Source organism: Rhizobium redzepovicii, from assembly GCF_019793435.1.
Classification (GTDB): Bacteria; Pseudomonadota; Alphaproteobacteria; order Rhizobiales; family Rhizobiaceae; genus Rhizobium; species Rhizobium redzepovicii.
In genome coordinates this window covers 395,493-420,559 of sequence record NZ_JAILYH010000002.1, presented here as the reverse complement: position 1 = coordinate 420,559, position 25,067 = coordinate 395,493, and the positions used below count along the sequence as shown (strand labels likewise).

19 protein-coding genes are annotated in these 25,067 nt (G+C 61.3%); 10 read left to right on the top strand and 9 right to left on the bottom strand.

What is annotated here, in order from left to right; genetic code table 11:
• The 5 genes from K6N12_RS04330 to K6N12_RS04310 form a co-directional block, all read right to left on the bottom strand.
• Positions 1 to 762, bottom strand: coding sequence for an ABC transporter ATP-binding protein (locus K6N12_RS04330; protein ID WP_097628066.1), 762 nt, complete (start codon positions 760 to 762; stop codon positions 1 to 3).
• Complete coding sequence (locus K6N12_RS04325; RefSeq protein WP_097628065.1) at positions 759 to 1,799, bottom strand: FecCD family ABC transporter permease; 1,041 nt, start codon at positions 1,797 to 1,799, stop codon at positions 759 to 761. Before K6N12_RS04325 ends, K6N12_RS04330 begins: the two co-directional genes overlap by 4 nt.
• Entirely contained in the window at positions 1,796 to 2,821 is a 1,026-nt protein-coding gene (locus tag K6N12_RS04320) for an ABC transporter substrate-binding protein (protein ID WP_097628064.1), read from the bottom strand. The genes K6N12_RS04325 and K6N12_RS04320 overlap by 4 nt, the downstream gene beginning before the upstream one ends.
• A gap of 169 nt (positions 2,822 to 2,990) precedes the next feature.
• Positions 2,991 to 3,272, bottom strand: coding sequence for a hypothetical protein (locus K6N12_RS04315; protein WP_097628063.1), 282 nt, complete (start codon positions 3,270 to 3,272; stop codon positions 2,991 to 2,993).
• Between the two features lie 27 nt (positions 3,273 to 3,299).
• Complete coding sequence (locus tag K6N12_RS04310) at positions 3,300 to 3,764, bottom strand: hypothetical protein (protein ID WP_179867154.1); 465 nt, start codon at positions 3,762 to 3,764, stop codon at positions 3,300 to 3,302.
• 211 nt (positions 3,765 to 3,975) lie between these two features.
• On the opposite strand from K6N12_RS04310, the gene K6N12_RS04305 reads away from it, so the two are divergent.
• Both K6N12_RS04305 and K6N12_RS04300 read left to right on the top strand, forming a co-directional pair.
• A complete protein-coding gene (locus K6N12_RS04305; RefSeq protein WP_097628061.1) occupies positions 3,976 to 10,275 on the top strand; it encodes a HAMP domain-containing protein in 6,300 nt (2,099 codons plus the stop codon).
• A 10-nt stretch (positions 10,276 to 10,285) separates the two neighbouring features.
• A complete protein-coding gene (locus tag K6N12_RS04300) occupies positions 10,286 to 11,962 on the top strand; it encodes a response regulator (protein ID WP_097628060.1) in 1,677 nt (558 codons plus the stop codon).
• 83 nt (positions 11,963 to 12,045) lie between these two features.
• Here K6N12_RS04300 and K6N12_RS04295 read toward each other — a convergent pair whose 3' ends face one another.
• Both K6N12_RS04295 and K6N12_RS04290 read right to left on the bottom strand, forming a co-directional pair.
• A complete protein-coding gene (locus K6N12_RS04295) occupies positions 12,046 to 12,528 on the bottom strand; it encodes a hypothetical protein (protein WP_143541930.1) in 483 nt (160 codons plus the stop codon).
• A gap of 107 nt (positions 12,529 to 12,635) precedes the next feature.
• Positions 12,636 to 12,917 carry a type II toxin-antitoxin system ParD family antitoxin gene (locus tag K6N12_RS04290; RefSeq protein ID WP_097628058.1) on the bottom strand — a complete coding sequence of 94 codons (282 nt, stop codon included), beginning with the start codon at positions 12,915 to 12,917 and terminating at the stop codon, positions 12,636 to 12,638.
• Between the two features lie 165 nt (positions 12,918 to 13,082).
• Here K6N12_RS04290 and treZ point away from each other — a divergent pair, with 165 nt between their 5' ends.
• The 3 genes from treZ to K6N12_RS04275 all read left to right on the top strand — a co-directional run bounded on the left by treZ (position 13,083) and on the right by K6N12_RS04275 (position 17,060).
• On the top strand, positions 13,083 to 14,876 hold the full coding sequence (treZ, locus tag K6N12_RS04285) for a malto-oligosyltrehalose trehalohydrolase (RefSeq protein ID WP_097628057.1): 1,794 nt from the start codon (positions 13,083 to 13,085) through the stop codon (positions 14,874 to 14,876).
• A 26-nt stretch (positions 14,877 to 14,902) separates the two neighbouring features.
• The gene (malQ, locus tag K6N12_RS04280) at positions 14,903 to 16,792 is read left to right on the top strand and encodes a 4-alpha-glucanotransferase (RefSeq protein WP_179867153.1); all 1,890 of its coding nucleotides are present in this window, start codon (positions 14,903 to 14,905) and stop codon (positions 16,790 to 16,792) included.
• A 106-nt stretch (positions 16,793 to 16,898) separates the two neighbouring features.
• Positions 16,899 to 17,060, top strand: coding sequence for a hypothetical protein (locus K6N12_RS04275; protein WP_003591297.1), 162 nt, complete (start codon positions 16,899 to 16,901; stop codon positions 17,058 to 17,060).
• Positions 17,061 to 17,147: 87 nt separating this feature from the next.
• Here the strand turns inward: K6N12_RS04275 and K6N12_RS04270 are convergent, their stop codons facing one another.
• Complete coding sequence (locus K6N12_RS04270; RefSeq protein ID WP_097628055.1) at positions 17,148 to 18,335, bottom strand: hypothetical protein; 1,188 nt, start codon at positions 18,333 to 18,335, stop codon at positions 17,148 to 17,150.
• A 453-nt stretch (positions 18,336 to 18,788) separates the two neighbouring features.
• Between K6N12_RS04270 and K6N12_RS04265 the strand changes: the two genes are divergently transcribed.
• From K6N12_RS04265 to K6N12_RS04245, 5 genes are all read left to right on the top strand, one after another.
• Complete coding sequence (locus K6N12_RS04265; RefSeq protein WP_097628054.1) at positions 18,789 to 19,664, top strand: DMT family transporter; 876 nt, start codon at positions 18,789 to 18,791, stop codon at positions 19,662 to 19,664.
• A 135-nt stretch (positions 19,665 to 19,799) separates the two neighbouring features.
• Positions 19,800 to 20,714 (top strand): ABC transporter permease, encoded by a 915-nt coding sequence (locus K6N12_RS04260; RefSeq protein WP_097628053.1) that lies wholly within the window; start codon positions 19,800 to 19,802, stop codon positions 20,712 to 20,714.
• Between the two features lie 3 nt (positions 20,715 to 20,717).
• A complete protein-coding gene (locus K6N12_RS04255) occupies positions 20,718 to 21,659 on the top strand; it encodes an ABC transporter permease (protein WP_179867149.1) in 942 nt (313 codons plus the stop codon).
• On the top strand, positions 21,652 to 23,286 hold the full coding sequence (locus K6N12_RS04250) for an ABC transporter ATP-binding protein (RefSeq protein WP_097628051.1): 1,635 nt from the start codon (positions 21,652 to 21,654) through the stop codon (positions 23,284 to 23,286). The genes K6N12_RS04255 and K6N12_RS04250 overlap by 8 nt, the downstream gene beginning before the upstream one ends.
• Positions 23,283 to 24,230 carry a 2-hydroxyacid dehydrogenase gene (locus K6N12_RS04245; protein WP_097628050.1) on the top strand — a complete coding sequence of 316 codons (948 nt, stop codon included), beginning with the start codon at positions 23,283 to 23,285 and terminating at the stop codon, positions 24,228 to 24,230. Before K6N12_RS04250 ends, K6N12_RS04245 begins: the two co-directional genes overlap by 4 nt.
• A 27-nt stretch (positions 24,231 to 24,257) precedes the next feature.
• Here K6N12_RS04245 and K6N12_RS04240 read toward each other — a convergent pair whose 3' ends face one another.
• Positions 24,258 to 24,977, bottom strand: coding sequence for a GntR family transcriptional regulator (locus tag K6N12_RS04240; protein WP_018245653.1), 720 nt, complete (start codon positions 24,975 to 24,977; stop codon positions 24,258 to 24,260).
• Positions 24,978 to 25,067: the final 90 nt, after the last annotated feature.

Sequence of the window (25,067 nt, the reverse complement as noted above, 5' to 3'; positions counted from 1 at the left end):
TCATCTGAGATAGTGGATATGCGGGCGCGAATGATGGGGCGAGGCTTCGATGCGGGCTTCGACGGAAAAGACGTCGCGCAGAAGGTTCTCGCTCAGCACGTCTTCAGGTGCGCCCGACGCGACGATCCTACCCTGCTGCATGATGATCAGCTCATCGCAGAACATGGCGGCATGGTTGAGATCGTGCAGGGCGACGATGCTGGTGATCGGCAGGCTGGAGACGAGCCGCATCAAGCCGATTTGGTGCTGGATGTCGAGATGGTTTGTGGGTTCGTCGAGGATCAGCTCCTGCGGCGACTGGGCGAGCGCTCTGGCAATATGGGTGCGCTGCTTTTCGCCGCCCGACAGGTTTTGCCAGCGATCGTCTCGCTTCTCTGCCATACCGGCACGCGCAAGTGCCGCTTCGACCGCCTCTTCGTCGGCTCTCGTCCAGCCGGAGAACATGGAACGATGCGGGAAGCGGCCGAGCTTGACGACATCAATAACCTTCAGATTGGCATTGGTCGCCGCATGCTGCTCGACGAAGGCGATGCGCTGGGCGATCGAGCGGCGGCTGATCGTGCCGATGTCGTTCCGATCAAGAGTGACGCGGCCGGAATGGGGCCGCTTCAGGCCGGCGAGAAGCCGCAGCAGTGAGGTCTTGCCGGAGCCGTTCGGCCCGAGTAGGCCGAGCATCCGGCCCGGCTGAGCCTCCAGGGAAACGCCGTCCAGGATGGTCTTCCTGCCAATTTTCCAGGTGAGGTTGTCGGCCTTGATGCTCATGACGCGCGCTGGAACCGGTAGAGGATGATCGAGAAGAAGGGAACGCCGACGAGCGCCGTGACGACGCCGATCGGCAGGATTTGGCCGGGAATGAGGGCGCGGGCGGCGATATCGGCGAGCACCATGAAGATCGCTCCCGCGATGGCGCAGGCCGGTAGCAGGCGGATATGCAGCGGCCCGACGACGAAGCGGGCGACATGCGGCACGACGAGGCCGACAAAGCCGATCGAGCCGACCATGCTGACGATCGTCGCCGTCATCATGGCAGTGAGCGCGAAGAGCACCATGCGGGCGCGGCCGACATTGACGCCGAGCGAAGAGGCCGCCTCGTCGCCGAAAGCGAAGGCGTCGAGCACGCGGGCATAAAACAGACAGGCGGCAAGACCGAGGCCGACGACAACCGAGACCAACGCGAATTCCGGCCAGCGCACGCCGCTGAAACTGCCCAGCAGCCAGAACATCACGTCGCGGGCCTGCTGGGCATTGGCCGAGGTCGTGACGATATACGAAGTCGAGGCATTGAAGAGCTGCGAGGCAGCCACGCCGGCAAGGATGGTGCGGTCGGCACCGCCGCGGGTGCCGTTCGAGAGCAGCGCCACGAAGAAGAAGGCGGCGAAGGCGCCGGCAAAGGCGCCCGATGACAGCGACACCGCGCCCGCGCCGAGCCCCAGGATGACGATCGCCACGGCGCCGGTGGAGGCACCGGCGGAGATGCCGAGCACATAGGGTTCGGCAAGCGGGTTGCGCAGCAGCGACTGCATAATGGCGCCCGACAGCGCCAGGCCCGCGCCGCAAAAGGCGGCGACCAGCGCGCGGCTTAGGCGATAATCCCAGATGACCGTTTCGTGGATGCGGTTCAATTCGACCGTGGTCCATCCGAGCCGGTTGGTAACGGCCGAAAAGGTGGTCGCCAGCGGAATCGGCAGATCACCGATTCCGACACTGACGCCGATGGCGACAGCGATGAGACAGAAGGAGGCCAGGAGCAGCGCGGCGACCGCTCCCAACTGCCTGAAGAGACGGCCCGCGTCCGTCACTTCAGGAGACCGAGGGCCTTCAACTGCTCGGCCACCTGCTCGGCGCCGTAAATCGTCCGAATGGTCGGGTTCATCGCCTGGCCGTCCATGACGACGAGCGCCTTGTTCTTGACGGCTGGGGTCTGGCTGACGGCCGGATCGGTGTTCAGGAAGTTGATCTTGGCCTCAGGCTTGTCGAGCTCCCAGCGGTTGCGGTCGAGGCTGGCGACGACGATGACGTCCGGGTTGACGGCGATGATGCCTTCCCAGCCGACGGTCGGCCATTCTGCTTCCGCGGTGATTGCGTTGTGGCCGCCGAGCACGTCGGCGATGAAGCCGGAGGCGCTGTTCTTGCCGCCGACATAGGCGTCGGCCGACGGGCTGGGGCTGGAGAACCAGAAGACGTAGGAGAGGTTCTTGCCGTCCTTGGCAACGCTTCCGCGAAGCTTGGCTTCACGCGCCTTGAAGTCGGCGATCAGCGCCTGGCCGCGATCGGCGACGTCGAAAATCTGCGAGAGTTCATCGATCTCCTTGTAGAGCAGATCCATGTTCCACAGTTCGGCGCGGCTGCCGTACTGGTCCTTGACGTCCTTGGTGCTGAGGCAGGTGCTGGGCGAAAGATAGGTGGCGACGCCGACCTTGTCGAAATCCTCGCGCTTGGCGATCTTGCTGTTCGGTCCGACCAGGCTTGGCAACGCCACGGCCACGAAGTCGGGATTTTCGGCGAGCATCGATTCGAAGGTCGGCATCTCGACTGTGAGAAGCTTGACCTTGGCATTGGCTTCCGCCAACTGCGGCAGCACCTTGCTCGGCCAGAAGGCGGTGCCGACCATCTTGTCCTCAAGGCCGAGCAGCAGCAGGATTTCCGCGCTGTTCTGGCCGAGGCCGATCGCCCGCTCGGGAGCCTTCTTGAACGTCACCTCAGCGCCGCAGTTTTCCAGCGTCAGTGGGTAGGTCGTCGAACCTGCCAAAGACGGGGTTGCGGCAAGGCCGATCAGGGCGGAGAGGCCGCAGGCGGCTAGAAGTGATTTGAGGCTGGTCACGTAGAAATCCCAGTGCGTGTGTGTATTCGGCCGGGGTATAGCCTCAGAAACGCCGGGAAAACAAGACCAAATAAATCAACTTATCTGGAAAAGTCGACAATGCTCGACAAGCTGCCGGACAGCGTGCCGGATCCATCCGAGCGATGCGGCGTTTTGTAAACCTTAGACGTCAGCTCAGTTTTCCCACAAGCTTCGCATAATCCGAAAATGTCAGCTGTTCACCTTTCCCGGCGGCTTCACCGGCGAGTTGCAACACCCGGATGGGAAACAGGATCGCGGCGCGGTTGGCGCCCGACAGTTCATGATCGTCGTCCTCCTCGATTGCCTTTTGGGCCTTCGACAGCGCGGCGTTGATTTCCCCGCGCGTCAGCACTTCTTTGTCGACGATTGCGTCGCAGATCGACGTCATCGCCATGATCAGCCCCTTGAGCTGTAGATTGGCCGTATTCATGAGAACTCCAATAAAAAGGGGTGGCCTCTAATCCGGTTGGACTGGGCGGATCGTGTCGACCGAGACCATGCCCTCGACGATGCCGCGCTTGATATCGCGTCTGTTCCGGTCGATCTCTATGACAGTATAGAGCTTGTCGTCGCGGAAGGCACTGGCATTGACCGTGGTCACATCCTCGGCGGGAGCCGCATCCACTTCCATGAAGTCGAGTTCGCGCGCCGCGGCGACGATCCTTGCATCACCCGGCGTTCTGGCGGCCACGATGACGATGCCGTGGCCGGGGGCATTGTCCCATCTTGGATCGTCGGGAGCGGCGATCGGTTCCAGCCGGTAGATGTTGAGCATCTCGCCGCCCGTTTCGGGTGAGGCTTCCGCCGCCGCATCCTGCATTTGCGCTTGGCTCTCGACCGACTTTCCGAAGGTGGTCGGGCTGGTCGCGCTGTTGATCTCTTCCTTGCCTGTCCTTGAGACGTTCGACATGTCGCTCTCCATTATCACGACGGAAACGACGGGTGGCGCGGAACTGTTCCCGCCTGCACGAAAATCCGCAAATCCTTTGAAAGGTCTCAGGCGGGCGTTGTGGATTGATGCAGCTACCAAGTTCATTTTGAATGGCAAATGATGATAAGCTGTATGCGGGGATAGCCCATACCATTTTCCGCGTTGAGCACTAAATTACCAGTCGTCGAAGAGGGGGATTTTCGTGAGCAACCAAACCAGTGAACGCGCGCGCGACAGCGTCGCGGCAGACAGCCTCAATGGCCACGACCACAAAACCATGGCATTCGACGATGCCAGCGCGCTCCTGGAGGTCCTTGTCGCGGTCAGGCGCGGCGACTTTTCGGTGCGGATGCGGTCGGATCTGACCGGCGTCACCGGCAAGATCGCCGATGCCCTCAACGACATTATCGCCGGCAATCAGCGCATGGCCCAGCAACTGGAACATGTCGGCCAGGTTGTCGGTCGCGACGGGCGCACGAGCACGCGCGTGCGCTTCGGCCTGTCGGATGGTTCCTGGTCGGAGATGGAGGGATCGATCAACGGCCTGATCGACGATCTCCTGTGGCCGACGACGGCCGTCACCCGGACGATCACCGCGGTCGCCAAGGGCGATCTGCTGCAGACCGTCCCCCTCGACGTCGACGGCCGGGCGCTCAAAGGCGAATTCCTGCGCTCGGCCGATATCGTCAACACGATGATCAAGCAGCTGAGCGTCTTCACCTCCGAGGTGACGCGCGTTGCCCGCGAGGTCGGCACGGACGGAAAACTCGGCGGGCAGGCGCAAGTGCCTGAAGTGACCGGCGTCTGGAAGGACTTGACCGAAAGCGTCAACTCGATGGCGTCGAACCTGACGGCGCAGGTGCGCAACATCGCGGAGGTGACGATCGCCGTTGCCAACGGCGACCTTTCCAAGAAGATCACCGTCGACGTGCGCGGCGAGATCCTGCAGCTCAAGGAAGCCATCAACACGATGGTCGACCAGTTGCGCTCCTTCGCCTCGGAAGTGACGCGCGTGGCCCGCGAGGTCGGCACCGAAGGCAAGCTCGGCGGCCAGGCGCTGGTGCCGGGTGTCGCCGGTACCTGGAAAGACCTAACCGACTCCGTCAACGCCATGTGCGGCAACCTGACGGCGCAGGTGCGCAACATCGCCCAGGTGACGACGGCCGTGGCGCGCGGTGACCTGTCACGCAAGATCACCGTCGACGTCTCGGGCGAAATCCTCGAGCTGAAGGAAACCATCAACACGATGGTCGACCAGCTGAACGGCTTTGCCGGCGAGGTGACGCGCGTGGCGCGTGAAGTCGGCACGGAAGGCCGGCTTGGTGGCCAGGCGCAGGTGCCCGGCGTCGCCGGCACCTGGAAGGACTTGACCGACAACGTCAATTCCATGGCTTCCAACCTCACCGCGCAGGTGCGCAACATCGCCGAGGTCTCGACCGCGATCGCCAATGGCGACCTGTCGAAGAAGATCACGGTGACGGTGTCGGGGGAAATTCTCGAGCTGAAGGAGACCATCAACACGATGGTCGATCAGCTGAACGCCTTTGCTTCGGAAGTCACCCGCGTCGCCCGCGAAGTCGGCACCGAGGGCCGGCTCGGCGGCCAGGCCAATGTGCGCGGCGTCGCCGGCACCTGGAAGGATCTGACCGAGAATGTCAACTCGATGGGCGGCAACCTGACGGCGCAGGTGCGCAACATCGCCGAAGTCTCGACCGCGATCGCGAATGGCGACTTGTCGAAGAAGATCACCGTCGACGTGAAGGGTGAGATCCTGGAGCTGAAGGAAACCATCAATACGATGGTCGATCAGTTGAACGCCTTCGCCTCGGAAGTCACCCGCGTCGCACGCGAAGTCGGAACCGAGGGCCGGCTCGGCGGCCAGGCCAATGTGCGCGGCGTTGCCGGCACCTGGAAGGATCTGACCGACAGCGTCAATTCCATGGCCTCCAACCTGACGGGACAGGTGCGCAACATCGCCGAAGTCGCGACCGCCGTCGCCCAGGGAGACCTGTCGAAGAAGATCACCGTCACCGTGTCCGGCGAAATCCTCGAGCTGAAGGAAACCATCAACACGATGGTCGATCAGTTGAACGGTTTTGCCGGTGAAGTCACGCGTGTGGCGCGCGAGGTCGGCACGGAAGGCCGGCTCGGCGGCCAGGCCAACGTGCTCGGCGTCGCCGGCACCTGGAAGGACCTGACCGACAGCGTCAATTCCATGGCGGGCAATCTGACGGCGCAGGTGCGCAATATTGCCGAAGTCTCGACCGCGATTGCCAATGGCGACTTGTCGAAGAAAATCACCGTGTCGGTTTCGGGGGAAATCCTGGAACTCAAGGAAACGCTGAACACCATGGTCGATCAGCTGAACCGGTTTGCATCAGAAGTCACGCGCGTCGCCCGCGAGGTCGGCACCGAAGGCAAGCTCGGTGGCCAGGCGCAGGTGCCGGGTGTCGCCGGCACTTGGAAGGACCTGACCGAGAACGTCAATTCCATGGCCTCCAACCTGACCGGCCAGGTGCGCAACATCGCCGAAGTCACGACGGCCGTGGCGCGCGGCGACCTGTCGCGTAAGATCACCGTCGACGTGAAGGGGGAAATCCTCGAGCTGAAAAACACCATCAATACGATGGTGGATCAGCTCAATGCCTTCGCCGGCGAAGTGACGCGCGTCGCCCGCGAAGTCGGCACCGAAGGCAAGCTCGGTGGCCAGGCGCAGGTGTCCGGCGTCGCCGGCACCTGGAAGGACCTGACGGACAGCGTCAACTCGATGGCCGGAAATCTGACGGCGCAGGTGCGCAACATCGCCGAGGTGGCGACCGCGATCGCCAATGGCGACCTGTCGCGTAAGATCACCGTCGACGTGCGCGGCGAAATCCTGCTGCTGAAGGATACGTTGAATACCATGGTCGACCAGCTTCGCTCCTTCGCCGGCGAAGTGACGCGCGTGGCGCGCGAAGTCGGCACCGATGGCCGCCTCGGCGGTCAGGCCGTCGTTCCCGGCGTCGCCGGCACCTGGAAGGACTTGACCGACAACGTCAACCTGCTCGCCGCCAATCTGACGACCCAGGTTCGAAACATCGCCGAGGTGACGACCGCCGTGGCGCGCGGTGACCTCTCCCGCAAGATCACCGTCGACGTGAAGGGGGAAATCCTCGAACTGAAGAACACTATCAACACCATGGTGGACCAGCTCAACGCCTTCGCCGGTGAAGTGACGCGCGTCGCCCGCGAAGTCGGCACCGAAGGCAAGCTCGGCGGCCAGGCGCAGGTGCCGGGTGTCGCCGGCACCTGGAAGGACCTGACCGACACCGTCAACGTCATGGCCGCCAACCTGACCGAACAGGTGCGCGGCATCGTCAAGGTGGTGACGGCTGTGGCGAACGGCGACCTCAAGCAGAACCTCACCGTCGCCTCCAAGGGCGAGGTGGCAGCACTCGCCGAAACCATCAACAACATGACCAATACGCTTGCGACCTTCGCCGATCAGGTGACCACGGTGGCGCGCGAAGTGGGCGTCGAAGGCCGCCTCGGCGGCCAGGCGAATGTGCCAGGTACGGCGGGGACGTGGAAGGATCTGACCGGCAACGTCAACCTGCTTGCCGCCAACCTGACGACGCAGGTGCGCGCCATTGCCGAGGTGGCGACCGCCGTCACCAAGGGCGACTTGACGCGCTCGATCAAGGTCGATGCACGCGGTGAAGTCGCCGAACTCAAAGACAATATCAACACGATGATCGACAACCTGCGCCTGACAACGGAGCGCAACACCGAACAAGACTGGCTGAAGACCAACCTGGCCCGCTTCACCAATATGCTGCAGGGCCAGCGCGACCTGACGCTGGTGGGCAAGTTGCTGCTGTCGGAGCTGGCGCCGCTCGTCAGCGCGCATCAGGGAGTGATCTACCAGGTCGATGCCGATGAGGAACAACCGTTCCTGTCGCTTCTGTCGGTCTATGCGCAAGGGGTCGAGGCGGCGCATCCGCCGCGGCTCGATTTCGGCCAGGGACTTGTCGGCCAGTGCGCCAGTGATGCTCGCCGGATTCTTGTCACCGACCTTCCCGAGAATGTCGTTCCGATCAGTTCCGGCGTGTTCACGACCCTGCCGCGAAGCGCGATCGTGCTGCCGGTGCATTTTGAGGGGCAGGTGAAAGCGGTGATCGAGCTTGCCTCCGCCGGCGAATTCACCGAGCTGCAGCTGTCCTTCCTTGACCAGCTGACAACGTCGATCGGCATCGTCCTCAATTCGATCGAAGCGACCATGCAGACCGAAGGCCTACTCAAGCAGTCGCAGAAACTCGCCGCCGAGCTGCAGACGCAGCAGCGCGAGCTGCAGCAGACTAACGAGCAGCTCGGGCAGAAGGCGCAGCAGCTCGAAGAACGCAACGTCGAAGTCGAGGCGAAGAACCAGGAGATCGAGCAGGCCCGGCGCGCGCTCGAGGAAAAGGCCACCGAGCTGGCCCTGACATCGAAGTACAAATCCGAATTCCTCGCCAACATGTCGCACGAGCTGCGCACGCCTTTGAATTCGATCCTCATTCTCGGCCAGCAGCTCGGCGAAAACCCCGACGGCAACCTGTCGGGCAAGCAGGTCGAATTTGCCAAGACGATCCATGGCGCCGGAACCGACCTTCTGAACCTGATCAGCGATATCCTCGACCTGTCGAAGATTGAATCCGGAACGGTTTCGGTCGATGCCGAGGAGATTTTCGTCAGCAACCTGCTTGAGGTGATGGCCCGGCCATTCCGTCACGAGGCGGAAAACCGGAGCCTGTCGTTTGCGGTCGAGATCGGCGGTGATGTCACGAAGAGCATCATCACGGATTCGAAGCGGCTACAGCAGATCCTCAAGAACCTGCTGTCGAACGCCTTCAAATTCACCGCGCAAGGTGGTGTGACGCTTCGCGTCGCGTTGGCGGCGGGTGGCTGGTCCCCGGATCATCCGTCGCTCCGGCACGCGCCTTCGGTCATTGCCTTCGAAGTCGTCGATACCGGCATCGGCATTCCGCCGGAAAAACAACGCATCATCTTCGAGGCGTTCCAGCAGGCGGATGCCTCAACGAGCCGCAAATATGGCGGCACCGGTCTCGGGCTGGCGATCAGCCGCGAACTGGCAAACCTGCTCGGCGGCGAGATTCAGCTGCGCAGCACGCCGGGCGTCGGCAGCACCTTCGTCCTCTATCTGCCGCTCACCTATGTCGGCGCCGGCGCGGTTGCGCCGAAGTCCCTTCCATCGGCCAATGTGGTGGAGTTCGCCGAGGCGGCAGCCAGCCGCCGCGCCGAGAAGACCATCGAACATGTGGAAGACGATCGCCACCAGATAGCGGCCGGCGATTCGGTGCTGCTCGTCGTCGAGGACGATGCGCATTACGCTCGTGTCCTGGTCGATCTTGCCCGTGACAGCGGATTCAAGGTTCTGGTGGCGATGCGTGGCAGCGATGCGCTGTCACTCGCGCAGGACTACCGGCCGGCGGCGATCTCGCTCGACATCTTCCTGCCCGATATGCTCGGCTGGACGGTGCTGAGCCAGCTCAAGCAGAATCCGCAGACGCGGCATATCCCGGTGCAGATCATCAGCCTCGACGAGGATCGCCAGCATGGGCTCACCCGCGGCGCCTTCGCCTTCATGAGCAAGCCGACGACGCCCGAGGGCCTCGGCAAGGCGCTGTCGCGCTTGAAGGCCTACGCGCAACCGCGCCGCAAGCATCTGCTGCTGGTGGAAGACAACGAGGCCGAGCGGCTGAGCGTCACCGCGCTTCTCGGACATGACGACATCGACATCACAAGTGTCGGCTCCGGATCGGAAGCGCTCGCCGCCCTCAGGCAGGATCCGCCGGATTGCGTGGTGCTCGACCTTTCGCTGCCTGACATGTCCGGCTTCGATGTACTGGAGCAGATACGCGACGACGCCGAGATCGGTGAGGTGCCGGTGGTCGTCTTCACGGGTCGAGAGCTTTCCCCTGAAGAAGATGCGACGCTGCACAGTATGGCCCGAAGCGTCGTCGTGAAGGGCGTCGAGTCTCCGGAGCGTCTCCTCGATGAGACGGCGTTGTTCCTACACCGGGTCGTCGCCGACCTGCCGGCGGCAAAACAGGCGACCCTGCAGGAACTGCACAGCTCGGACGAGGATCTCGTCGGCGAGACCGTGCTGCTCGTCGACGACGATGCCCGCAATATCTTTGCGCTGAGCAGCGTACTGGAACGCCGGGGAATGCGGGTACTGACGGCCACGACCGGCAGCGAAGCCATCGACGTCATCAACAACGAGCCTTCGGTGGCGATCGTGCTCATGGATATCATGATGCCGGGAATGGACGGCTACGAGACGATGCAGGTCATCCGTTCGGAGCCACGGTTCCGACGGCTGCCGATCCTGGCGCTGACGGCGAAGGCGATGAAAGGCGACCGCGAGAAATGCCTGGAAGCGGGTGCATCCGATTACCTGGCGAAGCCGGTCAATACCGAACAGCTTCTGTCGGCGCTTCGCATGTGGCTGCACCGCTGAGGATCCGGTCATGAACCCCGTCAACATCCTCCTCGTCGACGACCAGCCTGCGAAACTTCTGAGCTACGAGGTCATTCTCGAAGAACTCGAGGAAAACCTCATCAAGGCGCAATCGGCGCGCGAAGCTTTCGAGCACCTACTGCGCACCGAAATCGCGGTGATCCTCGTCGATGTCTGCATGCCGGAACAGGATGGCTTCGAGCTGGTCGGCATGATCCGGCAGCATCCGCGCTATCAGAACACCCCGATCATCTTCGTTTCCGCGGTGATGCTAGCCGAACCCGACCGGTTGCGCGGCTATGCGGTGGGCGCCGTCGACTACGTCTCCGTCCCGATCGTGCCTGAGGTGCTAAGAGCCAAGGTCAGGGTCTTTGCCGATCTTTACAGGAAGACGCGGGAACTCGAACGGTTGAATACCGAACTGGAGGCTCGGGTTCGCCAGCGCACCGCCGAACTCGAGGCCTCAGCCGCTCAGCTGCGGGAGCTTAACGAGGAGTTGGAGCACCGGATCGATCAAAGGACGCGCGAGCGTGAGGAAGCGCTGGCGCAATTGTTCGAGGCGCAGAAGCTCGACACGATCGGCCACCTGACGGGCGGGGTGGCGCACGACTTCAACAACCTTCTGATGGCGGTGCTCGGCAGCCTCGGCCTCCTGAAGAAGCGGCTTCCGGCGGATGAACGCAGCGAACGCCTGCTGACGAATGCGATCCAGGCGGCCGAGCGCGGCACGGCGCTGACCCAGCGCCTGCTTGCCTTCGCGCGCCGCCAGGAGTTGAAGCCGCAGGCGGTCGATTTCCTCAGGCTGTTCGAAAACGTCGAGGATCTGCTCGCCAAGGCGGTGGGGCCGCGCATCGAAATCCACAAGCGCATTCCGGCGGATCTGGCTCCGCTTCTGGTGGATAGCAACCAGTTGGAGCTGGCGCTGCTCAACCTGTTCGTCAATGCCCGCGACGCGCTCGAAAGCGGCGGCGCCGTGACGGTTGTCGCGGCAGCGGCCGAAGACGGTCGGCCGGCCGGCCTCGCCGGCGGCAATTACATCAGGATATCGGTGTCGGACGATGGCGAGGGCATGGATGAGGCAACGGTCGCTCGCGCTGCCGAACCGTTTTTCACCACTAAAGGGGTCGGCAAGGGCACCGGCCTCGGCCTGTCGATGGTTCATGGCCTGGCGGCGCAATCCGGCGGCTCGATCCAGATATTGAGCGCGAGGGACAAGGGCACGACCGTATCCCTTTGGCTGCCCGTCGCCGAGGCCTTCGTCAAGACGCAGCCGGCCGTCGAGCCTCCTGCGACGGAAGCCTTAAACCCGGTATCACGGCCGCTCGCCATTCTCGTCGTCGACGACGATGCGCTTGTCCGGACGGGAACTGTGGCGATGCTGGAGGATCTCGGACACCTGCCGCGCGAGGCATCTTCCGCCTCGCAGGCCCTGGAATTCCTCGCTGACGGACGAGATTGCGATCTCGTCATCACCGATCATGCGATGCCCGGCATGACAGGCGCCGAGCTTGCGCGCCACCTCCGCTCAGCCTTCCCGAGCCTGCCGATTATTCTTGCCTCGGGTTATGCCGAATTTTCCGAAGACCACGGCCTCGGCCGGATGCTCCGGATGACCAAACCCTTCACCCAGGAACAGCTTCAGGCGGCGATGGACAAGGCACTCTCGGGCAAAGTCGCGGCGGCGTGACGGTCGAAACGCAGCGGCGGAGTGCGGTCGAAATCTTGGATGAGGTTGAACCCGAACGGGTGGAGTTGGAGCATTTCCACTTTCTATTTGCCTACCTCCCAGGAGACGATCAGAAAGTATGAAAAGCTATCCATTTTATTATCTCTGGGGTTTATCGCCAAAGCTGCCTCATCAAAATCCCTCGTGCCACTCAGAGTGTAAACTGTCTTGCATCTGCCGAGAGTGTCTACCGTTGGATCGCAAAATGTCAGATGGCGACGTTCTATATTTAAATCCTCATTTATAATCTTGCCGACCTCCGACAATATTTCCTTTGCATGAGTGTCTGGATTTCTAATGTAGGAACTGCCGTCAAAGTTTAAGCTCTTCGCGAGTCTTAACGTCCGCTTGCTTCCATCGCACTCCACAACAAGCACCGCGTCGGATGAAGTTTTTCCAAAACCGGGGCATTTAATTTCGACGGAGTCGAGCGACTTTATGGAAAAGTCCTCTGGCAGATCAGGTGTATACAGCCCGAGTATAAGAAACATTGAGGCAAAGCTGAAAGTGTGGACCATAGTCGTCATCTTCGCATCACGGCTGATCGCTGTACAACATAAGCGCGGCTTTCAAATTTAGTGTCCGGAGCTTTCACCAAGCCACTGGTTGCGTTTTGACATATGGCAACGCTTCATCAGTCGTCTTCCCGATCGATTTCGTCCATGCGTGCTTCGAGCCGCTTCCGGGCTTCTTCGAGAAGCTTGGCCCTTGTGGGGTCGGCCTTATGGGCATCATAGGTGGCCACGACTTCAGTTCGCAGCCAGTGCTCGACAGCATTCTCGCGTTCCTGCAAAGCTCGCAGGCCCTCGCGTATGACTTCGCTTTCCGAGGCGTAATCACCGTCGGACACCCGCTGCTTGACTCGCTTCGCCATTTCCACGGGAAGTGTGATGCTCATCTGTTGCGTCGAACGCATACGCTGCACTCCTATTTTGCAGGATAGTTATAGCATACGGTAGGATAAAATCCTACTCGGGATGGATAGAGTCATACTCTTTCCAGCATTTGCTGAACGAGGGATGCCCGATGGCGTCCGCGTGCGGACGAAACTTTTTGCTCCTGCAAAAGTTACCCAAATCCTATGCTCTTCACAGAAGGCTTTCCCTTGACCAATATGACGTTCGGCCCCGCAGTCACTGAAGAGGGTATTCTGTTTCGGCTCTGGGCTCCCCTGCATGAAAGCGTGTCGTTGAAGATCGAAGGCGCCGATCCGCGGCCGATGCAGACGGCGGAAGATGGCTGGCATCGATGCACGGTTCCGAATGCCCATGCCGGCACGCGCTATCGCTTCGTTCTGCCGGACGGTCTTGAAATTCCCGATCCCGCCTCGCGGTTCCAGCCGCAGGATGCGCATGGCCCGAGCGAAGTGGTCGACCTCACCGCCTATCGCTGGAGGACGAGCGACTGGAGCGGCCGGCCGTGGGAGGAAATGGTCATCTACGAGATGCACATCGGCTGCTTCACGCCGGAGGGGACTTTCACAGCCGCGATCGAGCGGCTCGATCATCTCAGGGAGTTGGGCGTCACAGCGTTGCAGGTCATGCCGGTCAGCGAATTCCCCGGCCGCTACAGCTGGGGTTATGACGGCGTGCTGCCCTATGCACCTGACAGCAGTTATGGCCGGCCCGAAGATTTCATGGCGCTGGTGGACGCAGCCCATCAGCGCGGCATCTCGGTATTCCTCGATGTGGTCTACAACCACTTCGGGCCTGACGGAAATTATATCCCTTCCTACGCGCCGCTCTTTACCGACCATCACAAGACACCCTGGGGCCACGGCATCAACTATGACGGCGACGGATCGGAGATGATCCGCGAATTTATCATTGAGAACGCCATCTACTGGATCACCGAATTCAGGCTCGACGGCTTCCGCTTCGATGCCGTTCACGCGATCAAGGACGATAGCGACGAGCATTTGCTTCACGAACTTGCCCGCCGCGTCAGGGCTGCAGCCGGCGACCGGCACGTTCATCTGATCGTCGAAAACGAGGAGAATGACAGCGATCTGCTGAAGCGCGACGAAAAAGGCGAAGCGAAGCTGTTCACCGCCCAGTGGAACGACGACGTCCACCATCTGCTGCATATCACTGCCACCGGTGAAACCTTCGGCTATTATGCCGATTACGCCGGCGACGCCGGTAAGCTCGGCCGGGCGCTGGCGGAAGGCTTCGTGTTCCAGGGCGAACCGATGCCTTATCGGGGGGCAAGCCGCGGCAGGCCGAGCGGTCACCTGCCGCCGACGGCCTTCATCTCCTTCATCCAGAACCATGACCAGATCGGCAACCGGGCGCTGGGCGACCGGGTGTTGGCGTCGAGCCCGGCCGACGCCGTCAAAGCCGTCATATCAATCTATCTGCTGGCGCCCGAGATTCCGATGCTGTTCATGGGCGAGGAATGGGGCGCTGCAGAACCTTTCCCGTTTTTCTGCGATTTCGACGAGGAGCTGAACGAGAAGGTCAGAAAGGGCCGTCGCGAGGAGCTTTCGCGCCTGCCGGGCTTCGACGCCGACGACCTTCTCGACCCGACGGCGCCATCGACCTTCGCTGCGGCCAAACTGGATTGGTCGAAACGCGCTTCCTCCGAGGTGCTCGATTTTTACAGAACGCTTCTCGACCTCCGGCACCGGAGGATCGTTCCTTTGCTGAAAGGCGCGACGGCCGGAAGCGCTGTCTACCGCTCGGCGGGACATGCGATCGCAGTGGATTGGCCCCTTGCGGAAGGCCGGCATCTTCACCTGCGCGCCAACCTCGGCGACGAGGCGACAGCGCACGACTCGCCGCCGGACGATGCTGAGACGATACTCCGGCTCGGCGGACGCGACGGCGGCGGTTTGGCGCCCTGGGCAGTGATCTGGAGCCTGAGCGAGGCGTGACGGCGGTGGGAGGAAAGGGTCGAATGATGAAATCCGCAGAACTCGACAAACTCGCCCGCCGCCACGGCATCAGCCCGACCAGGCCCAGTCCCGAAAACCGGGAGGTGGTGATCTCGGCCGCGACCAAGCGCAAGATACTCTCGGCATTGAATATTGAATTGACGGCGGATCAAGAGGCCGGCGCGCCGCAGTGGAAAGCGAAGCCGGCGCGAGGGAAGATCCCGGCGTCGTTTCTTCCGGATTTCCTGTCTGATACCCGGATCTGGGGCATGAGTCTGCAGCTCTACGAGATCCGGTCGGCACGCAACTGGGGTATTGGAGACTTCCAGGATCTGGCCGATATGGCCGATCTGGCGGGGGCGCTGGGAGCGGATTTCATCGGCCTCAATCCGATTCACGCGCCGTTCCTCGCCGATCCCAACCGCTGCAGCCCCTACGAACCTTCAAGCCGCCAGCATCTCAACCCGCTCTATATCGCGGTCGATCAGGTGCCGGGGTTTGCCGGCAATTCCGAACTCGAACAGGAATTGGAGCGCCTTCGCCAATCCGATCTCGTCGATTACATCGGCGTCGCGCGGACCAAGCTTGGAGCCCTTCGTGATCTCTGGTCGGCGCGGCGACAACGCCGTGTTGATGACGAAGCCGAGTTCGACGCATTTGTCGCGCATGGCGGCGACAGCCTTCGGCTGCATGCGCTGTTCGAATGCCTCTCCTCGTCCATGGTCGAGCGCGGGGCGGGCGCCGGCTGGCAACGATGGCCGGCCGAGTTCCAGCGCTTCGACAGCGACGCTGTCGGCGATTTCGAACGCGAGCATGCAGATGATGTTCGCTTCCACATGTGGCTGCAATGGCTCGCCCACCGCCAGCTGATGCAGGCGGCAGATCGGGCGCGCAAGGGCGGCCTCAGGATAGGACTCTATCTCGATCTTGCCGTCGGGGAGGCGGTCGACGGCTCGGCGACGTGGAGCGAGCCGGATATCTATGTCTCGCAGGCCACGATCGGCAGTCCTCCCGATCCATTCGCCGTCGATGGGCAGGACTGGCACCTTGCCGGATACCTGCCGTCCGAAATTGCCGGAGGGGAGATGTCGCCTTACCGGCGCATGGTCGGCACCGCCATGCGCTACGCCGGCGCCATTCGTATTGATCACGCCCCGGCGATCCGCCGCCTTTTCCTGGTTCCGTTAGGCAGCAGGCCGGATAGCGGCGCCTACGTCCGCTATCCCGAGGACCGGCTGTTGCAGATCCTCGCCGAGGTTTCCGCCGAACATCGATGCCTTGTCATAGGGGAGTCCCTTGGAATGATTCCCGAAGGCTTGCAAGAGGATCTGGCTACCGCCGGCATTCTCTCCTACCGGATCCTTTCCTATGAACAGGATGAGAAGGGCTTCAAGCCCGCCAATGCCTATCCGGTCCTCGCGCTCGCCTGCATTTCGACGCATGACCACCAAACGCTTGCCGGCTGGTGGCGCGGCGCCGACATTCAGGATCGCTGTGAACACGGTATCGTGCCGCCCGATATCACCGAAGAACATCTCAAACACCGCAGGCGCGAGCGGAGGTATCTGAAAGCGGTCTTCAACGCCGCGGGCCTCGACGTGCCGCCCCGGCTCACGGCGGCGCGGGCAAGCCAGGAAGCCTTGCAAGATCTGACGGTGAGCGCCTATCGTTTCATTGCGCGCACTCCATCGCTTCTGACATCGGTGCGGCTTGCCGATCTCACCGACGAGAAAGCGCCGACCAATATTCCGGGCACCAGCGACAGCTATCCGAACTGGAAGCCGAAGCTTTCGGTTTTGCTGGAGGATTTGCTGTCGGTCCCGCTGCTGAAGCGCGTAACGGCGGCGATGCGGGAGGAAAGGCCGCGCTTCGCCTCCGCGGCGCGAATGGAAATCGATCGGGGACGGAACGAATAGGAAGCCGGCGAATTTTTATCAAATAAGGACAGGGAAAGCCGAGATGAGGGCCTATCCGCTGTCGCCGCTTTAAATGCGGCACGACCAATATGATGGAAACAAGATCATGACGACCGCATTCATCCTTATCGCATTGGCCCTGATCATCATCTACGCCGGCCCAACGTTGCTGTTTTTCTGCGTCGGCTATGCCGATTATATGCTGGAGCGGCGAAGACACATGATCGCGCTGAAGCACGCCGTGAGGCGTCGCAGCGACGAGCTGTAGAGCAATTCCAGGAAATCGCCGAATCTCGGCTGGGGAAATGGAGCTGGAGGCAGGTCCGAACCCGCCTCCAGCTGCTGGCGCGCCAGCTTAGTCGTTCGCTGTGACCTTGACGCCAAGGACCGACGGAATGGTGTTCGGCGCACCCATGGCGGCGCCGATGATCATCGGAAATGGAACGGGCTTTTCCGGTGCTGCGCTGACCGTCAGGTTCTTCGGCCCGTCGAGATAGGTGTTGACGGCAGCCGACACCTGGTTCTGCAGCTCCGGCAGGTTGAGCTGCGCCATCATGATCGGCACAAGGCCTTTCAGCGATTGCGTCAGCTGGTCGCCCGTGACGCCCTGTTGGGCGCCGGCATAGTCGAGTGCCTTCTTGGTGATCGAGGCATCGTCGAAACGGATCGAGGCGCTGTTGAACGTCAGCTGCTGCATCAGTCCCAACATCGCAAGGCCGACGGCCTGGTTGGCCTCTTCCTTGTTCGGATTGGCCTCGGCGGTCTTCACCGCTTCCTGCAGCGACTTGACGAAGGCCAGCGTGTAGCCGGAGAAGTCGACGGCGATATTCAGCCGGCCGATATTCTTGAAGTCGAAAGCGTATTCGTCGACAGCGATCTTGCCGCTATCGACTTCCCAGCTGCCCTTCATCGTCACCGTGCCGTCGATCGTGGTCAGCCCGAGTTTCTCGATGGCGTCCTTCGCGCTCGCATCCTCGACCTGCGACAGGTCGGCTTTAAGGCCAGCGACATTGGCGTCATAAGTAAAGCCGCCATCCTGGCGCTCGAGGTTCGACTCGATGCCCTCGATGGCAAACACGTCCTTGCCCTTGATGTTGAGAGCGATCGGCCCGGTGCTGACCGTTTCATAAAGGAGGATGTCGTTCAGCGTCTCGCCCGTGGCATTGGCCGGAATCGTGAGGCCCGCGATCTCGATGTCCTTTGCGGAAAAGCGGCCTTCTTCCTGGCTCATGTCGATATCCGGGAAAGAGACGGTTTTGGCGTGATAGCCGCCGCCTTCGGTCTCCTCGACGCCCTCGAAGGTGAGCTCGCCGATCTTCAAAGTGTCGCCGGGCAGGTTTGCATATCCCACCTGGACGCCCGTCGCGGTTACCGTATCGCCATCGACATCAGCCTTTTCGAAGGTGATGACCGTGCCGCCGGCACTGGTAGCGGCATTGAGCTTTTTCATCATATCAGCGCCGTCAAGCGCGAAGGAGGGGCCGGCGAGGGCCAGGAAGGCAGTGCTTGCCATCATCAGGCGGAGATTGCGCATATGCTTCATGAAAATATCCTTATGGAGTAAGTAGACGTGGGGTTGTGAAATTCCCGGACCTATCCGTCCTGCTCCGAAGGCCCGAGAGCTGGGAGGGATGTCGCGGTTACATCTGGCCGCTAATTCGGTGGTGAGGAGGTCACGCACCGCCGGAACTGTCGGGCCGAGGAGATATAGCCGGCCTTCCCGAGAGGAGGGACGGCGTGATTTTCTCCAGCACGGGTCGTTTTGCGGCTCATTCTCAGACGTAGAGTGTATTCCCTCGATTCTTGCAACCCTGTAATTCCGTTGTCACGTGAAGCCGCTCAGCCCGCATTTTTTAAAACTAATATATTTGTATTTTAGTGTGGACGGCCGCTGGCGGATCGCGATAAGACCGTGGCTGCAGATGCTGGTCAGCGCGCTTGCGGTATCGAACGACCGATATGGCATGGGCTGCACTCGTCGATCAGGAGAAATGGAATGCAGCCCGGTCGCACAGGCCTTGCCGTCTGCATGATGGTGGCGGCCGCCTTGTTAAACAGTCTCGACGCAATCATCGTGCGCTCGCTGGCCGGCGGTGTACATCCATTGATGATCGGCTTTTTCCGATCGTTTTTCGGGCTCCTAGCCGTCTCGCCGTGGATCGTGTCTCGCGTTGGTCTGAGAGCCTCTCCCTACCGGGTCCTGCATGTCGTGCGTGCGGGTCTGAAGCTTGCCTCGCTGGTTGCTTTGTTCATCGCCTTTGCGCATGCGCCATTGGCCGATGCCACAGCGATCAATTTCACCATGCCGATGTTTCTCGTTCTCGGTGCGTGGCTCGTACTCAAGGAACGTGTCGGCGTTTCCAGCGTCGCTGGCATCGTGGCAGGCTTTATCGGCGTCATGATCATCATTCGCCCTGGAGCGTCCGCTTTCGACCAATGGCTGCTTTTTGCGCTGGCGGGAGCGGTCTTGACGGCGGCCAGCCAGTTGATGCTGCGGCGAATGGCGTTGAGGGACAGCGCGGACCGGCTGGTTGCATGGAACCTGATCACGACGGTGCCGCTCGGCCTGATTGTCATGCTGCCTGTTTGGTCGATGCCGAGTTGGAGCCAACTCGGGCTGCTCGCCATGCAAGGGGCACTCGGGGCATTTAACATGACGCTGATCACCCGCGCCTTCGGCATGGCGGCTGCAAGCGTTCTGGCGCCGCTCGACTTTCTCCGGCTGCCCATGGTCGCGCTGATGGCCTTTTTGTTTTTCTCGGAAATTCCTGCGCCCCAGACCTGGATCGGCGCGGCGGTCATCATTGGGGCAACCATCATCGGCACGGGCGATATCGCTTGGAGACGGAAGCCGCCGGTCGATAAGAGCTGATGAATTTGAGAAAGGGGGTTCACAAAAATTCTAGATACACTAATATTTCAGTTTCCGCTTGTCGACAGGGAACTGACGGCGGACACGCGAAGACCAGGCGAACGGTCCCTATGGGTTTCACTCGGGAGGAGTGGCATGAAGAGTTTCATCGGCAAACGCGCGATCGCCAGCGGCGTGTCGCTCGTGGTGCTTATCGTCATCGTGTTCTTCCTGTCCCGGCTGACCGGCGATCCGACCGATCTCTACCTGCCGATTGATGCGACCACGGAAATGCGCCAGCAATTCCGCGAAATGAACGGGTTCAATGAACCGTTGATCATCCAGTTCGGCCGTTATGTCGCGGATCTCGCGCAGGGCAACTTCGGTCAGTCGCTGCGGCAGGCTCGTCCTGCCATGGACGTCGTGCTGGAGGCCTTCGTCTGGACCTTCTGGCTGGCTGTCATCACCATGGCGCTGGTCACAGTCGCCGCGATCGTCATCGGTTCGCTCGCGGCGTTTCGCGTCGGCGGTGTCTTCGATCGTCTTGCCACCTTCTTCTCGCTGATCGGTGCTGCGGCCCCGGATTTCTGGCTTGCCATCGTGGCGATCGTCATTTTCGCCGTCAAACTTCATGTCCTGCCGACATCCGGAACGGGAACCTTCTGGCACTGGGTCCTGCCGGTCAGCGTGCTGTTCATCCGGCCCTTTGGCCTGATTCTGCAGGTGGTGCGCGGCTCGATGATCAGCGTTCTGTCTTCCGCCTACGTGAAGACGGCGCGCGCCAAGGGCGTCCGTTCCAACTCGATCATCTTCGTTCACGGATTGCGCAACGCCATGCTGCCGGTGATCACCGTCATCGGCGACCAGGCCGCCGCTATCTTGAACGGTGCCGTCGTCGTCGAGACGGTGTTTGGTTTTCCGGGAATCGGCAAGCTGATGATCGATTCCATCCTGCTTCGCGATTTCGCCGTCGTGTTGGCCGTCATCATGGTCTCGGCATTGGCGATCTTCATCATGAACCTGTTGATCGACATTGCCTATGTGCTGCTCGATCCGCGCATCCGGTATTGAGCGATGGCGATGACCGACACAGAAATCCTCGTCGAGAAAAAACCGAGTGGCCCGATCGGCCGCTGGCTGACCATGCTGTGGGCGGACAAGCTGGCCTTCTTCGCCGCTCTATTCCTACTGATCGTTCTTCTCTGTGCGATGTTCGGCCCGTTTCTGCTGGAGGGCATCGCCACCAAGCAGAACCTGCGGGGCCGAAACGCGCCGCCCTTCGATATCACCCGCGGATGGCTTTACATCCTTGGCGCCGATGCGCTAGGCAGGCCGCTTTTGGCCCGCGTCGTCGTGGCGGCGCAAAACACCATGCTGGTTGCCGCGGCGGCGGTGCTTGCATCCTCCGTCGTCGGCACGGCGCTCGGTCTGGTGGCCGGTTACAGCCGCTCTTCCGCCGCTCAATGGATCATGCGCCTCGGCGACGTCATCATGTCCTTTCCGTCGCTGCTTCTGGCGGTGATCGTGCTCTATATGCTCGAACCCTCGGTCACCAATATCGTCCTCGTCCTGGCGATTACCCGGATCCCCATCTATCTGCGCACCGCCCGCGCCGAAGTGCTTGAGGTGCGCGAGCGGATGTTTGTGCAGGCGGCCCAGGTCATGGGGGCATCGAACCGGCGCATTGTGTTCCAACACATCCTGCCGGTGATCTTTCCGACGCTGGTGACCATCGCCACGCTTGATTTCGCCTTCGTCATGCTGGCGGAATCCTCGCTGTCGTTCCTGGGGATCGGCATTCAGGCGCCTGAGATCACCTGGGGTCTGATGGTTGCTCAAGGGCGGCCCTATCTCACCAATGCCTGGTGGCTGTCTTTCTGGCCCGGCCTTGCAATCATCCTGACGACGCTGTCGCTCAATCTTCTGTCGAACTGGCTGCGCATCGCGCTCGATCCGACGCAACGCTGGCGGCTTGAAATGAGAGGCCGGGAAATGAGAGGCAAGAAAAATGGCTGAACATCTTCTGGACGTTCGTAACCTTTCGGTCGAGTTCCACACCGCCAGCGGGACCGTCAAGGCGGTGCAGGATGTCAGCTGGCATCTCGATCGCGGCGAGACCCTGGCGATCCTTGGGGAAAGTGGTTCGGGCAAGTCTGTCTCCGCGTCGGCGATCATGAACCTGATCGACATGCCACCCGGCAAGATCACCAGCGGCACCATTCTCCTCAACGGCCGCGACATGCTGAAAATGACGACCGAGGAGCGGCGGACGATCAACGGCGCCAAGATCGCCATGATCTTTCAAGACCCACTCGCCCACCTCAATCCGGTCTATCCGATCGGCTGGCAAATCACCGAGATGATGACGACGCATGGCCAGTCGGCGGAACGCGCCGGCGCGAGGGCGCTCGAATTAATCGGGCGCGTCGGGATAAGCGATCCGCAGGCGGCAATGCGGAAATATCCATTCCAGTTCTCCGGCGGACAGCGGCAGCGCCTGATGATCGCCATGGCAATCGCCTGCAAGCCCGATATTCTGATCGCGGATGAACCCACCACCGCGCTTGATGTTACGGTGCAGGCGCAGGTGCTCGAACTTCTACAGGAGTTGCAGCAGGAAACCGGAATGGGCCTGTTGCTGATCACTCACGATTTGGGCGTCGTTGCCGAGATCGCCGACCGGGTCGTGGTGATGAATTCCGGCTGCGTCGTCGAAACCGGCAATGCGGCCGAAGTCTATCGCAACCCGCAGAACGCCTATACGAAGAAGCTGATTGCCGCCGCACCCGGGAAGGGTGCGATGGCGCAAGAGCGTGACCGGCAGGGCGAACCGCTGCTGCGCGCCATCGGCTTGAAGAAGAGTTTTGGCGCATTTCAGGCGCTGAAGGGCGTGGACTTCGTCATCATGCCCGGCGAGACGGTTGCCGTCGTCGGCGAGAGCGGTTCCGGCAAGTCAACTCTTGCCCGGGCGATCGTTCGCCTCGACGATCCGCAGGAGGGAAAGGTCCTCTACCGCGGAAACGATCTGCTTGCGATGACCCCTAGAGAAATATTCGGGCTGCGTCGCGATTTGCAGATGGTCTTTCAGGACCCGACGCAATCACTCAACCCACGGATGAGCGTGTTCCGGTTGATTTCCGAGGCCTGGGTCATTCACCCGGATATCCTGCCGAAAGCGAGATGGAAGGAGAGGGTGGCCGAGTTGCTGGTCAAGGTTGGCCTGAAACCGGATATGGCCGACCGGTATCCACATCAGTTTTCCGGCGGCCAGCGCCAGCGCATCGCGATTGCCCGTGCGCTCGCGATGGAGCCGAAGCTGATCATCTGTGACGAGGCGGTTTCGGCGCTCGACGTGTCGATCCAGGCGCAGGTGATTGCCTTGCTTGAGGGCCTGCGTCGCGAATTCGGCCTGTCCTACCTCTTCATCGCACACGACCTGCCGGTGGTTCGCGATTTCGCCGATCGCGTCATCGTCATGAAGGCTGGCGAGATTGTCGAGGAGGGTCCGGTGGAACAGATCTTCAACGCGCCCTCCCACCCTTACACGCAGGCGCTTCTTGCCGCGAGCCTCGATCCCGATCCAGAAATCCAGGCCACCCGACGCGCCGCCCGCCAACTACAGGAAGGACTCGTTTCCGCATGAAGCCCGATGTCATCGTCGCCTATCCGCTCCGGCCCCATCAGATGGCGATGCTGGAAGAGACCTACACGCTGCACCGGCTGGATCTTGTCAAAGGCGAAGAGCGGGATGCTCTCCTGCGGAAAGCAGGCCCGGTCTCTTCCGCACTGGTCTGCAACGGCCATGTGACGATCGACGAAGCCCTGCTTTCGAAATTGCCGGCATTAAAGCTCGCCGCCTGTTCCTCGGCTGGCTACGACCAGATGGACGTCGAGGCGATGACACGGCGCGGCATCAAGCTCACCAACACATCCGAGGTGCTTTGCGACGACGTTGCCGACATGGCACTGCTTCTGATGCTGGCGGCACGCCGGCGCCTGCCGGAAGGCGATCGCTATGTGCGCTCCGGCGATTGGGGGAAGAAGGGCATGATGCCGCTGACGACATCGACGTCGGGTAAGAAGGCCGGGATCGTCGGCCTCGGCCGCATCGGGATGGCGATTGCCAAGCGATGCGAAGCTGTCGGGCTAACGGTCGGCTATTATGGGAGGACGAAGAAGGCCGGCAACGATTTTGCCTATTTCGACGCACCGGTAAAACTGGCGGACTGGGCTGATATCCTGATCGTCGCGACCCCTGGCGGACCCTCGACCGAAGGACTGATATCGGCGGACGTGCTGAATGCGCTCGGGCCGACGGGCAGCTTCATCAACATTGCCCGCGGCACCGTGGTCGACGAGCCGGCCTTGATCAAGGCCTTGCAGGAAAGGCGGATCGCCTCGGCCGGCATCGATGTCTACCTCAACGAACCCAATCCAGATCCGCGCTTCGCAGCACTCGATAATGTTGTGCTCTATCCCCACCATGCAAGCGGTACCGAGGAAACGCGCGACAGGATGGCGCAATTGACGGTCGACAACCTTGCCGCCTTCTTTGCAGGCAGGCCGCTGCTGACGCCGGTCAATTGACTTCGGCAAAACCCGCGGCGCGGCAGATCAGACGAAATAGTCCGGGAACTCCTTCCGCATGTCTTCCACTTTTGCGACGGTGCGGCTGAGATGCTCGCGGATCGCATCGACCGCGCCCTGTTCGTCGCGAGCGGCGATCGCATCGATGATGGCGTGGTGCCCATCGAGAATGCTCGCGATCTTGCCCTTTTCGGGCAGATGCAGACGACGAATGCGCTCGAGATGACCGGACCGCTCGCGTATCAATTGGTGGAGGCTGCTGCGCTTGGCGCCTGCGAACAACGTCTGGTGAAAGAGTTCGTCGAGCTCCTGGAAGATCGCGATCTGATCGGCGTCGTCAGCGACTGCCGACTGCATCTTGATGATCGACCGGGCGCGGGTAATGACGCTCGGATCCGGATCCGGATCGGTTGCGAGGCGGCGGCAAACCTCCGTTTCCAGCGCCACGCGAAGGAAATGTGCCTCGTAAATTTGCAGGACGTCGATCCTGGTCACCACAGTGCGGGATTGCGGATAAATGCGAACCAGACCCTCCTGTTTGAGAAGCTGCAATGCGTCCCTGATGGGAGTCTGGCTGACTTCATAAGTCTCCGTAAGCTCGGTGCGCGACAACGTGGTGTCTGGCGGTAGCTGAATGGTGATGATGCGCTTTCGCAGATCATCATAGACCCGCTGGACCGTACTGCCGGCGACGACCGGAAAACCGGGTGCAGTCAGGCCGAATGTGGAGGCGAACTGGGAATTCATGGTGAGGCATCCTTTTCAGTCCATTCATAGCTTTGCACGACCTAATGCACAAGAACGCAAACTTTCCATTGATATATATGTCAAACTAAA